Genomic DNA, 12,718 nt, shown 5'->3' with positions numbered 1-12,718 from the left:
GCTCGGGCGGAAAGGGGCTTGCAGCTCAGATCTGGATCTCGCGCGCGCCGGCCCCGCCGCGCGTGACGAGGAAGCCGGGCTCGACGCCGAAGCGGCGCTGGTAGGCGTCGCGGACCGCAGCCATGACCGCGTCGAGCGCGGATTCGTCGACGAGGGATACGGTCGAGCCGCCGAACCCGCCGCCGGTCATGCGAGCGCCGTAAACGCCCGGCTGCGCGACGGCGAGGTCGACGAGCGTATCGAGCTCCGGGCAGCTCACCTCGTAGTCGTGCTGCAAGGATCGGTGCGACGCGATGAACGAGGCTCCGACGGCCGCGATGTCGCCACGGCGGAGCGCGTCGGCGGCGGATTGTGTCCGGGCATTCTCGGTGACGACGTGACGCGCGCGGCGGAGAATGGGCTCGGGCAGGAGCGAGGCGTGCCCCGCGAAGGCCTCTTCCGTGACGTCGCGGAGTGAGCGGACATCGGGCAGGGCGCTCTGCAGGAGCGTAACGCTGCGCTCGCATTCGGCGCGGCGCGTGTTGTATTCGGACGTGGCGAGGGCGTGTTTTTTGCGGGTATCGGTGACGAGGATCGCGACGGGGCCGCCGGGCAAGGGGACGGCCTCGGTCGCGAGGGATCGGCAATCGACGAGCAACGCCGACCCCGCGCGGGCGCACGCGGAGACGAGCTGGTCCATGATGCCGCAGCGCGTGCCCACGAAGGTATGCTCGGCGGCTTGACCGGCGAGGGCGAGGGCCACGCGGTCGATCGTCGCGCCCGCGAGCGAGAGCAAGGCAAAGCCGGTCCCCACTTCGAGCGCCGCCGACGACGAGAGGCCTGCGCCCCGCGGTACGTCGCCCCCGACGAAGAGGTCCGCGCCGCGGATCGGCTGGATCCTCGTATCGACCATGTGCGCGACGCCTTCGATGTAATCGATCCACCGGCCGGTGTTTCCAGTCCCGGGCCGGTCGAGGTCGATCTCGGCGGTCTGGTCGAGATTCAGGGTATGCACGCGAATGCGGCGATCGTCGCGGGGCGCGGCGATGAGGGTGATGCCGAGCTCGAGGGCGACCGGCAGGACGAACCCGTCGTTGTAATCGGTGTGCTCGCCGATGAGGTTGACGCGGCCGGGGGCGAAGAATGCCCGGGGCGCGGGGGTTTTGGCGCCGAAGCGGGCGTGGAACCTGGACCGGAGGTCGGCTGTGTCTCTCATGCGCGCGGAGGACCAATTTCGGGCTTCAGGTCTTCGATTTGTGCAGGTTGAAGTCGGCGCCCACGACGAAGATCCAGGAGAAGGCGTATTGCCACATCGGGTCGATGAGGTTCGTGCCGAGCTGCGCGATGGCAAAAGGTGACATGCGATCCGAGAGGAATTTCTTCGGCCACCGGCCGAAGGCGACCGCATGCAGCGTGAGCTGCTCGAGGCCCGTGCCGAGGACACGCTGATATCGTCCGCTCAAGCCGAGCATGAGCTCGCCGGGCTTGGGTACGGGGGCCGTGTAGGCCACGAGAACCTCGTGCGCGTGGCTGAAATCCTGGAGCTTGCGCAGGGTGAAGGTAAAATTGTCGTGATAAACGTCGTCCGCGGTCGCGCCCGGGGCGGTGTAGTAGTTCCAGTCCCCGGTGAAGTTGTATTGAAAGGCGATCGGGCCGACCTTGCCCTGCAGGGTGGGGAGGACGCGGAGACGGAGGCCTCCGTGATTGATGGCGGGGAGGAAATGGGCGGGGTTATCCATTCCCTCGCCGTCCTCCTGGTTGACCCAGTCGATGGCGGTCAGCCTGCCGCGCCGGATCTGCCCCGCGGCGAGGCGCTGGCGGCCGAGCGGGGTCATGACGCGCATGCCGCCGTTGAACGGCTCCTTGATGAAATAATCATAGGCGCCCTGGACCTGCAGCCGGAAGAAGGCAATCGGCGTGATGTCGATGAAGGGCCCGACGGTATTGTTGACGAAGCCGTAAACGTCACGCACGCCGACCGTGACGTTCGTCGAATCCCACAGGATCCCCTTCTTTTGCACGAGCGGAATTTTATATCCGAACGTCGTGCCGATGGCCGCGCGTGTGTAGTGCATCCCCCACGCGACCCAGAAGGCGCTGAGGTCGAGCGAGCGCGGGCGGCGCTCGTCGGGCGGCGCGGGCGTTTCCGCGGGCTTCGCCTCCGCAGGTTTGTCTGGGGTAGGTTTGTCTGGGGCGGGTTTGTCCGAGGCCTCCGGGGCGTCGTCCTTTCGACGGGGCTCGTCGGCGTCGGCGGCGCGCGCGGGCAGGGAGAGCGAGAGCAGGATGAGCGCCGTGAGGCCGCGGAGGAGGGTTCGCATGACGTCGCGCCGTGCGGCCCGCGCGAGGTGTTTTCGACTGCGCCGGGCTTGCTCGGATGAGCATATCGGGAGTCACGCGGGGTGTATACATCCCGCGCGTCGCACGGCGCGCGGGGCGTCAGGTGTCGGCGCGGCGACAGGTGACGTCGACGATTTCGCGCGGCCAGCCAACCGACGAGCTCGCCTGGATCCGGCGGAACTCGGCGACGGCGCGGACACGCGCGTCGTCCTCGTCGGCGGCCTCGATACGGAACGTGCCGCGGAAGGTCCGGGCCTCCTGGCCCGCGTGCTCGGCGAATGTCGGCTCCTTGTACGATATGACGATCTCGTAGAGAGCGCCGCTCGGGGCGGGCGCGCTCTGGGAAGTGCGCTCGGCCCGCTCGCGCTCCAGCGTATCGGGGAGGACCCGCCGCGTGCTCGGGGCGTCGTCCATCACGTCGTTCGGCGTCGTCACGAGGAGCATCCTAGCAGAGGGGACGCGCTCGCCCCAAGAGGGTTTCGCGCGTGGTCCTTGACGCACGAGGCAGGCAGCGCGAAAAAATCTCGCTGGTCACGCGGACACGAAAGGCCGCGATCGAGATGAACCGTCGCTCTCCCTGGAAACACGCGGCGCTCGCCGCGCTCCTCGCCTCGCTCGGGATCGTCGGAAGTAGTTGCAGCTCCAAAGATCGTAGTGGGGAGAACGTCAGCGCCGCGCCGAGCGCGTCCGCGACGTTGGCTGCGCCCGTGGCCCCGGTTGCGAGCGGACCACCGCGTTGCGCGGCACGATCACCGCGGCGCTTCGAGCGCGCGGCGGTCGGCGGTGCGAGCTCGGCGGTGACGCTCGTGCGCGCAGGAGAAAAGACGCTCGCGATCGTCGCCGATCACGACGAGCGGGCGCTCCACGTGGTGGACACGGGTTCGATGCGACAGGTGTCCGTGACGCCGCTCGAAGGCCGGCCGGGGCACGTACTCGCGCTCGAAGGCGGCCTCGTCGCCGTGGGCCTGCGCGACACGTCACGCGTGCTCTTGCTCGAGCCTGCTGACGAGGCGCTCGCAAAACCCTTCGACGAGCGATGCGCGGTGGACGTGGCGGCCGAGCCGTGGGCGTTCGCGGAGGAGGGCGGATCCCTCCTCGTGACGAGCGGATTCGGCGGCGCGTTGACGGTGCTCGCGACGGCCGATCTCTCGGTTTCGCGTGTGGTGCCGCTCTCCCGCGAGCCACGCGCGGTGATCGTGGCGAATGCAGGCGGCGCAGCGTTCGTCACGCACGCCGTGGGGGGCGTCGTGTCGGTGGTGGACCTCAAAGACGCGGCGAAGGCGCCCGAGACGATCTCGCTGCACGCGGGGCGGCGCGTGGGCGCGGATGGAACGTTCGACGACAAAACACCTCGCGCAGCCTCGCAAGGGTATGCGCTCGCGCGCGTGGTCGGGCTGCGCAGCGACGGGACGCGTGATGCGCTCCGGATCTTCGCCCCGCACACGAGCGTGGATCCAGGCGCGCCGGCCGTCGGTATGACGATCGGATACGGTGGATCCGGCCAGGGGCCGCGGACGATGGCGCAGCTCGTGAGCGTGGTCGATCCGGGCACGAAGCGATCGATCACGAACCACGTGGCGGGCGTGTTCAACGCGGCGTTCGGGCAGGATTGCATCTTGCCGCGGAGCGCGGCGGCGGACGAAAATGGCCTGTTCGTCGCGTGCCTCGACATCGACGCGGTGATCGAGATGGATCCGTGGGTCGGGGATCCGAGCGTCGCGGAGCGGCGGCGGATCGCGCTGCCCGCGGGGCCGAGCTCGCTCGTGCTCTCCGATGAGGGAAAACGAGTCTTCGTCTGGTCGGAGATGGATCGAGCGCTCTCGTGTATCGAGCGTGAATCGTTCGGCGTGACGAGCGTGCCGTTGTGGCGTCGATCGAGCGTGACGCGGGACCCGAAGATCGACCGAGGTCGACGGCTGTTTCATACGACGCGCGATGCGCGCCTCGGCATGGGCCGCGGCTGCGCGAGCTGTCATCCGGAAGGGCGCGAGGACGGGCTCGCGTGGACGAGCCCCGACGGGCTCCGGCAAACGCCGATGCTCGCGGGGCGCATCGCGGGCACGGGGCCTTATGGATGGTTCGGGGAGCACAGGGCGGTGCGCGACCACTTGAACGAGACGTTCACGCGGCTCGGCGGGACCGGACTCTCCCCGCATTCGGAGGAGGATCACGAGGCGCTGCTCGCGTACGTGTCGTCGCTGCCGCCGCCGCCGCAGACGAAGCCGAAGGAACCGGACCTCGCGGAGCGCGGGAAGCAGGTCTACGTGGCCTATGGCTGCAATGGCTGCCACAAGGACGGGGGCACGGACGGGAAGTCACACGACGTGGGCAGCGGGCAAAAAGGCGAGCGCCGCGCCGATTTCGATACACCGTCGCTGCTCGGCGTGCGCGGGACCGCGCCGTATTACCACGACGGGCGATACTCGACGCTCGACGAGATGCTCTCGGCGAAGGATCAACGCATGTTCCCCGGCACGCTGAGCGGCGCGGACAAGAAGGCGCTGCTCGCCTACCTGGAGACGTTGTGATGAGGTTCGGAATGCGAAACGTGGCTTCGTTCGCGCTCGGGGCGATGCTGCTCTCCACCCAGGGAGGGCCCGCGCGCGCGGCCGACGAACCCGCGCCGCCGCCGGGCTGGGAGGCGCCTCCGCCGCTCGTCGCGAAGCCGGCGAAGGCCCCGAAGGCGGCCGCGTGTTGCCAGTACGATCCGATCTGTTGCTCACGACAAACTTCGATCGACCAGGCGCGGATCCGCCGCGTCGCGCGGATGATCGAGGTGCGTATCGCCGACCTGCCGAAGGAGGAGGTGCAGGAAGCGCCGAAGGACGGTCCGGGGATCGCGGGCGTGCGGCCGCTTCACATCGTGGACGGCAATGGTAGGGCCTTTCCGTGGCTCGACGGGCCCGTGGGCGAGATCCGCTTGATGCCGCCGGGGCAATGCGGCGAGTTCAAGATCGGCAAAGACGACTGGCCCTCGCCGTTTTATGCCGAGCCGGAGTTCCAGGGCATGGGCAGCGGGCGCGTGCTCGGTCGCTTCACGGAAAAACCGGTCGACAAGGGGCGCAGCCTGCTCACGGGGCAGCTTTCGTATCTGTCCTTCGATCGCGCCGACGGCGATGGAATCGTCGTGGAGCGCGTGGAAGGAATCCTCGAAGGGACGCCCGACCTCCGCGTGACGCGCAGGGCGCGCGTCGTGGCCGCGACGATCCTGCCGGGCCGCGTGAACGCATACCAAGACAAACAGGGGGACGAGGCGCGTGTCGTATTCGTCCTGCCGGAGGTGCTCCTTGGATTCGAGGCGAAGGAGACGAAGGTCGCGGGTGGGTTTTTGCTCGTGCGCGGCGAGACGACGGAGACATTCACCACGTACACGATCCCCGTGGGACCGGGGCGCAGCGGGGTCGGGACGTTCGTGATCATGAGCCGCTGGCTGCGGCGGTGGTTTCCCCCGAAGAACCAGGAAAAACTGCCGCCGGCGCAGCCGGGAGCCGTCGCCGTGAGCCAGACGTCGGTCGAGCCGGAGCCACGCGCAAGGGTCTTCTTGTACGAGCCGGAGCCCGATATCTTCGAGTAGGCGAAGGCGCCGGACGGATCGCCAGGGATCCTTGCGTTGCGCAGATCGCGCAAGCGGGCCTCACAGTTCGCGCAAGCTTGCACGAACTGGCCGCGCGTGGCCCCGCTCCTTTCCTGGCCCATGACGCCAGCCGTGTCCTGGCATGCCCTCTGCAATCGGGCGCGCGCGCGTGACGAACCGCGCCTCGACCGGTCGCACATCGGCGTCGGGGGGGCGTCGTTCCTTGCCTCTTCGAGGAGAATCAATGAGCTTCACGAGATGGTCCTCGCATTCCGGCCTGCGCTGGACGTCATGTTTTCTCCTTTCGTCCTCGCTCGCCGCCGGATGCTCGACGGCGGCAGAGCCGCCCGGGCCCGAAACGGCCGAGGTCGACGTCCAGCGTTACGAATTGAAGGGTGATTACGACTGGGCTCGAGGCCGCCTCGCCGCGACGGTCGATATCACCCTCTCACCCTTGCCCCAGGGCACGAAGACCATCTCGCTCGATAGCGCCGTGGCCGAGGTGAAATCCGTGCGGCTCGCCGGCGGCGGAGCCCTGCCTTTCTCGGCGAACGCGAGCGCGGAGCAGCTCGAGGTGGACGTGTCCGCGGTACCCGGTCTCGGAACGGGTGCGGCCATCACTCTGGAGATTGATTACGAGGCCGCGCCGAGCGACTCGTTGGTTCCCGTGATCGAAGATCGCAAGGGTGATCCCTTGAACGTTCGCGCGGTCTTCACGATGTCGGAGCCGGTCGGCGCGAGGCGCTGGATGCCTTGTCATGACACACCTTCGGACCGAGCGATTTTCTCCGTCTCCATGCGCATGGACGACGCCGAGAAGATGATCGCCAACGGAGACCTCGTCTCCGATGAACCGGACGGGGACGGGGCGCACAGAATGAAGTACGAGACCACGTACACGCTGCCCACCTACCTGATGGCCTTCGCGATCAGCGATTTCGAGGTGGAGAGCACGATGAAGGGCGACCTGCCCGTCTCGATCTGGCACAGGCGCGGGCTCCAGGGGCATTACGAAGCGGTGCTCGGGGAGATGGTGGGCATGCTCGACCATTTCGAGGGGTTGCTCGGTCCCTATCCATTCGAAAAATACGCGGTGGTGCACCTGCCGAACCTGCCGGCCACCGGCATCGAGAACGCGAGCATTTCGTTCCACTACGAAGGCGCGGGCACGGAGCCGCTCGCCGCCGAGCTCTCGCTGACGGCGCACGAGATCGCGCACCAGTGGGTCGGGGATCTCGTGACGCTCGAGAGCTGGGACGATCTCTGGATCAAGGAAGGAATGGCGACGCTCCTCGAGCCGGAGGGGCTTCGCGCGCACACGGACAAGGACGGCCCGTTCACGCTGAACGGCAACGAGTTTTTCGCGACGGAAGGCGAAGCCATCCGCGACACGTCGCTGACGATCGCGGAAAAGTACAACACGGGGCCCTACACCCGCGCGGCATGGCTCTTGACGCAAATACGTGGTCTCGTGGGTGAGGAGGCCTTCTGGGCGACGTGGCGAAATATCCTCGAAGAGCATCGTTTCGGGTCGATCGGGACGGATGATGTCCTCGAAGCGTTCGCGGAGGCGCTCGGTCCGGAGGCCACGGCGCGAGCAAAACACGCGGTCGACGCCAAGGGGCTTCCCACGCTGACGATTGCCCCTTTGCCCTCGGGAGGCGCCACCGTGACGCTGCACGACCCCGACGGAGCGCTGCTCGTCCCGTTCGATATCGGCTGGGTCGCGGAGGACGGCTCGATGCGGACGGAGACGCTCCCGATCGGAGAGCCTTTCGACGTGGCACCGCAGACGAGCGGCGAGTTCCTCGTGCTGGATCCGAAAGACCACCACTTCACCTGGGATTCGTTCGTGGTGGACGAGGAATCCATGAATGCCTACTACACGAACGTTCTGCCGCTCCTCGTGCCCACGACTCCGGCAGCGGAGGCCCATTTTCTCGAAATCGGCGCGGCAGCCCAGGATGAAGTGCTCTTCACGTCGTCATCGCTACCGGGCGCAACGCCGGAGGGGTTCGTGGCGTTCGTCGCAGGGCTCGACTCGGAGTGGACCCAGGCCAATGCCATGAGCACCGCTTGCTCGGTGGCCATCGACCCGAGCCACGACCCGGCGACGGCGGAGGCCTGGGCGACCGCGCTGAACCAGACGCTCCCGATCCCACCGCCGCCGTTCGTGCTCGATTTGATCCAGGTCTACGGTTATGGGGCGTGCAGCATGTTCGATCCGGTGACCGCCTTCGCGGACGACTGGACGAGCCTGCAGACAGGGCTCGCATCCGGCGAAGTCGATTATCTCCGGCTGAGCTTCCTGACCGCGTTCGACATCCCAGCGCCGCTCGCGATGACGACGTGGGGACGCGTCGCAAAACAAGCGAACATGGCCCGAGCGCGCTGGCTCGCGACCATCAAGCTCAGGTCGTATCTGAGCGGGCTCGAGCCTGCGGACATCCCCACGTGGCGGGCATTCTTCGTCGAGATGCTGAGCACGACCGAGGACACCGATGTGCTTCAGCAAGCCATCCGCGCGGTCGTCACGACGATGGGACCCACGGCGGCCGAGAATGCAGACGCATTGGCTGGCCTCGACGTGCTGCTTCACTCGCCGTGGACGCGGGTGGCACACTTGCGCGCCGTGTGCGCGGCGTTCAAGCTGACTGCGGGTGACGTTATGGCCTGGGATGCGTTCGCCGAGGGCGTGAAGGACGCCCAACTCGCTCCGAACGCCGCTGCACGGCTCGCAGACCCCTCCCTCTGCCCATGATGCGGGAAGGGCGCGAGCGTCGTTCCATCACTGGAGGGCGGGGGTGTTCTCGGCGAAGTATTCGTGGTTGTCGGCGTTGTTCAGCGCCTTCGCCGGATCCGAGATCGCAAGCGACTTCGCGCCGGACTGGCCGTATACCCAGTCGTCCGTACCGGCGATGACGTCGAAGTGCGAGAGTTCGTGGATGATCGTCCCGCCCTTGGAGTCCGTACCGGACAACGGCGCGCTCCAGAAGACGCTGCAGAGATACACGTTGTACGGCTGGTTCGGATACACGTACGCGTAGTATTTCTTCTTGCAGCCGCAATCGAAGTTCAAGGGTTTCGAATCGACCGCGTCCTTGATGGCCACGTAATGGCTCTTCGCGGTGTTCCAGCCGTTCGTCGAGAACGCGCCGAACCACGTGGTGTACCGCGGATTCGTCGCGGGCGTGCCGCCGAGGTAAAGGACTGCGCCGTCGGCCATGGTGCTCGCCGCGCCTAGCGCCTGCGTGACCGTGGTCTGCTGATCCGCGGAGCACTTGCTGAAGCCGAGGCTCCCGAAGTTCTGCGGGCCCGGGGCGCTGAGGAACTGGGGAGACGGCGCGCTCGCGCGGCCCTCGATCCACAGGCTCACCTCGTTCGAATCGAGCGAGACCGCCTGCTGCGTCACGGACGTCGGCATGTCGGCCGCGTACCGGACCGTGTACGTGCCCGTCTGCGTCAGATCGTAGAAGCCCGAGAGCGTGGCCGTGCGCGTCACGCTCTTGCCCGGACCGAGCACGACGTAGTCCTCCTCCGACATCGCCGGGCGCTTGTAATGCGGGCCGGTGAACTCCACCGGCTGCCCGCCCCGCATCACGAGGAAGAGATCCTCTTCGAGGTCCTCGCCCGGCGCATACCACGCAGGCAGGCGGATCGAGCGTTTCGTGGTGTTGGTGAGCTTCACCGTGACCGTCACGCTCTCGGTCTGGCTCACGGATGCCTTGTCGACGGAGAGCTCGACCGCGATGTCCCCCGCGGCAGGATCCATTCCGTCTTCGATCACGACCTCGCTGCCGGTCCCGTCCTCGTCGTCCTTTACGACGCACGCGCCGAGCAGCATCGCGCTCGCAGCACCCAGAGCCAGCCACTTGAAAGGAAGCTTCTTGCTCATCGTTGGACCCCTGGACAGGAGGAGCGACCGGCGGTGACAGCCCGACAAGGAGGACTCCTCACTGACCATCGACCCTATCATTTTCGTTTTCGAAATGAAATCGAAAATCGCACGAGGCAGGGAAATGAGGCGCGGTGATACCGACGGGTGGTCACTCGAGTGACCGAAATGGGCGGGCGCCCGCCATTGCGACGATCAGCTTTGTTTTCCGGTCGCGATGACGGCGCGTCGCTCCGCGAGCCAGGCGCGGGCCTCGGCTTCGGTCGCGAAATAGCGGGTGGGTACCGCGTCGATTCGACGGATGAAACTGCCGGCGCGCACGACGAGGTCCGCGAGGACGCGGATCGCGAAGTGCGCACCGAAGACGGCCACGCCGAGCACGGGGACGTCGTGCACCTTCTCCGCCCCCGCCTTGCGCGCGCCGGCGCTGACGGCTCCGATGCGCGATAGATCCACGAGCTTCAGCAGATAAGGACGGCCACCGATGAAGGACTTCTCCTGCGACGTCAGCTCGCGCATCTCCGCCTCGCTGATGTCCCCGGCGAACCTCCACACGGCGGTATCTGGCGGCTCGAAAAATACCGTATGCTTCTCCCTCATCGGGTGTCTCGCGACACGTTCGAGCGGAGATCGTGCCGAAACCGATAGGTGAAACCAAGCAAAAAAGGCGTGCAACGCGTGCTCGTCCGGGCGAGCCGTATTACCTCGAAGCGGCGCGTCAGCGGGATGACGGATGTGCCTTGCCTGCGCTCGACCCGCTGGGCACGAGCGCGACCGGGTACGTTCAGGAATGTCTTAGAAGGAAAAACGATAGCTGGAATCGCTCAATATCGTCGCCCCGGAGCGGCGGTATCATGCGGGGCGGGACGTCGGGGCGGGGCCTTCATTTCGTCGGAATCGCGCGCGGGGGCCATTTCGAGCGTCGATGGATGCACGAGGACGGGCGAGCGAGAAAGGAGCGCGTACGCGCCGAGCAAACACGTCACGGCCACCACGACGACGGCGAGTGGATGCGGCTTCGCCTGCAAGAGCGCATGAGGCAAGGGGACCTCCTCGTAAGGAAAGCAAGGATTGCCGCTCGGGGGCGTCGGCGTCCACGGGAAAAGAACGTTCGATCGGACATTGGTTGTCCCAGGCTTGACAGGGCGTCGGTCCTGTGCCCTTTGGTAGTGGCTGGAGAGATGAGCACGATGGTGGACAAGCTCGATGTCGCCCGAGCGCTTCGTGAGATCGGGGCCTTGCTCCGATGCAAAGGGGAGAGCTCGTTCAAGGTGCAGGCCTACGAGAATGGCGCTTCCGCGGTCGAGGCGCTCTCCGAGGACCTCGGCCGGCTGGTCGAGGAGGCGCGCCTGACCCAGGTGCCCGGCATTGGCGCGTCGCTCGCTTCCGTCATCACCGAGATCGTCCGTACGGGGCAATCGGAGTTGCTCACGAAGCTCCGCGCGTCGCTGCCGCCCGGCGTGCTCGAGCTTTGCGAGCTCCCAGGGCTCAGCCCGAAGAAAATCCAGGTGCTCCACGACGCGCTGGGGATCACGAGCGTGGAGGACCTGCGGCAGGCGTGCCTCGCGGGCCGCGTCCGCTCGGTGAAAGGATTCGGCCCGAAGACGCAGGAGAGCCTGCTCGAAGCCATCGCGCAGCGCGAGACCCGCGTGGAGCGGGTGCTGCTGGTCGACGCGCTCGCCGTGGCGGAGCCGCTGCTCGACCACCTGCGCGCCTTTTCCGCGGTAGAGCGAGCGGATCTCGCCGGCGAGGTACGTCGTTTTTGCGAGACGGTCTCCGAGGTGCAGCTCGTCGCGGCGAGCGACGAAGCCCATGCGGTGCTCGATCACGCCGAGCGATTTCCGCGGGTTCTGCGGGTACGCAGCCGAGACGCAGAGCGGGTCGAGCTGTTTCTCGCGGGAGACGTCCGCGCGTCGGTGCACGTGGCGCCGCGCGCCCATTACGCTGCGGCGCTCTTGACGCTGACCGGCGCGCCGGCGCACCTCGTCGAGCTCGGAAAAACCGCCGCCGAGCACGGCCTCGACGGGGTGCGCGCGCTCGCGAGCATCGAGAGCGAGGAGCAGATTTACCGGGCGCTCGGCCTGAATCCCGTGCCGCCCGAGCTGCGCGAGGGTGACGGAGAAATCGAGGCGGCGCGGCACGACGATTTCGCCGACCTCGTCACGCAAGCCGACATCCAGGGCATGGTGCATTGCCACACCGTCTTTTCGGACGGCAACGACACCATCGAGGACATGGCGCGCGCAGCCGAGGCGATGGGGATGAAGTACCTCACAATCACGGATCATTCGCCGACGGCGCATTACGCGAGGGGCGTGGAGCTCGATCGCCTCAAGTCGCAATGGGACGAGATCGCGCGCGTGCAGGAGCGGGTCAAGATCAAGCTTCTGCGCGGGACGGAGTCGGACATCCTCGCGACGGGCGCGCTCGATTACCCGGACGCCATCCTGGAACAGCTCGACGTGGTGATCGCCAGCGTCCATTCGCGCATGAAGATGGACGAGGCGGCCATGACGCAAAGGCTCGTGGAGGCGATGCGGCAGCCCATCTTCAAGATCTGGGGCCACCCGCTCGGCCGGCTGCTTTTGCGGCGCGAGCCCTTCGCCTGCCGGGTCGAGGAGGTGCTCGATGTGATCGCCTCGTCGCGGGCCGCGATCGAGATCAACGGGGACCCGTACCGGCTCGACATGGAGCCGCGCTGGCTGAAGGAGGCGCGGAAGCGGGGGATCCGCTTCGTCATCTCGACGGACGCGCATTCGACGAAGGGCCTCTCGTCCCTGCGTTTCGGCGTGGGTGTGGCGCGGCGAGGCGGGCTCCGCAAGAGCGAAGTGCTCAATGCGCTCGGCCCCGAAGGTTTCGCGGCGGCGGTCAGGCCCATCCATTGATGGTGGGCGCCGAAGTTGCAGGTGCTCCGGGTACGATCCTCGCACGCG

Annotated in this window: 9 protein-coding genes; 4 read left to right on the top strand and 5 right to left on the bottom strand. The window is 67.1% G+C overall.

Annotated features, from left to right (window positions below):
- Positions 1-25 precede the first annotated feature (25 nt).
- The 3 genes from galK to QHF83_RS21100 all read right to left on the bottom strand — a co-directional run bounded on the left by galK (position 26) and on the right by QHF83_RS21100 (position 2,751).
- A complete protein-coding gene (galK, locus tag QHF83_RS21110) occupies positions 26-1,195 on the bottom strand; it encodes a galactokinase (RefSeq protein ID WP_282419685.1) in 1,170 nt (389 codons plus the stop codon).
- Positions 1,196-1,220: 25 nt separating this feature from the next.
- The gene (locus tag QHF83_RS21105) at positions 1,221-2,297 is read right to left on the bottom strand and encodes a hypothetical protein (protein ID WP_282419684.1); all 1,077 of its coding nucleotides are present in this window, start codon (positions 2,295-2,297) and stop codon (positions 1,221-1,223) included.
- Between the two features lie 118 nt (positions 2,298-2,415).
- Complete coding sequence (locus QHF83_RS21100) at positions 2,416-2,751, bottom strand: hypothetical protein (protein ID WP_282419683.1); 336 nt, start codon at positions 2,749-2,751, stop codon at positions 2,416-2,418.
- A gap of 125 nt (positions 2,752-2,876) precedes the next feature.
- Here QHF83_RS21100 and QHF83_RS21095 point away from each other — a divergent pair, with 125 nt between their 5' ends.
- The 3 genes from QHF83_RS21095 (at position 2,877) to QHF83_RS21085 (ending at position 8,651) form a co-directional block, all read left to right on the top strand.
- Positions 2,877-4,844 (top strand): c-type cytochrome, encoded by a 1,968-nt coding sequence (locus tag QHF83_RS21095; RefSeq protein WP_282419682.1) that lies wholly within the window; start codon positions 2,877-2,879, stop codon positions 4,842-4,844.
- 11 nt (positions 4,845-4,855) lie between these two features.
- Positions 4,856-5,890, top strand: coding sequence for a hypothetical protein (locus QHF83_RS21090; RefSeq protein WP_282419681.1), 1,035 nt, complete (start codon positions 4,856-4,858; stop codon positions 5,888-5,890).
- Between the two features lie 244 nt (positions 5,891-6,134).
- Positions 6,135-8,651, top strand: coding sequence for a M1 family aminopeptidase (locus QHF83_RS21085; protein ID WP_282419680.1), 2,517 nt, complete (start codon positions 6,135-6,137; stop codon positions 8,649-8,651).
- A 27-nt stretch (positions 8,652-8,678) separates the two neighbouring features.
- On the opposite strand, the gene QHF83_RS21080 is transcribed toward QHF83_RS21085, so the two are convergent.
- Together QHF83_RS21080 and QHF83_RS21075 are read right to left on the bottom strand one after the other, a co-directional pair.
- Positions 8,679-9,785, bottom strand: a complete 1,107-nt coding sequence (locus tag QHF83_RS21080) for a M35 family metallo-endopeptidase (protein ID WP_282419679.1) — start codon at positions 9,783-9,785, stop codon at positions 8,679-8,681.
- A gap of 195 nt (positions 9,786-9,980) precedes the next feature.
- Positions 9,981-10,385, bottom strand: coding sequence for an STAS/SEC14 domain-containing protein (locus tag QHF83_RS21075; protein ID WP_282419678.1), 405 nt, complete (start codon positions 10,383-10,385; stop codon positions 9,981-9,983).
- A gap of 581 nt (positions 10,386-10,966) precedes the next feature.
- Between QHF83_RS21075 and QHF83_RS21070 the strand changes: the two genes are divergently transcribed.
- A complete protein-coding gene (locus QHF83_RS21070; protein ID WP_282419677.1) occupies positions 10,967-12,670 on the top strand; it encodes a PHP domain-containing protein in 1,704 nt (567 codons plus the stop codon).
- The last annotated feature ends 48 nt before the right edge of the window (positions 12,671-12,718 follow it).

The organism is Polyangium sp. 15x6, assembly GCF_029960785.1.
GTDB lineage: Bacteria > Myxococcota_A > Polyangia > Polyangiales > Polyangiaceae > Polyangium.
The sequence above is the reverse complement of the archived record's forward strand: the minus strand, read 5'-3'. Positions and strand labels throughout refer to the sequence as shown.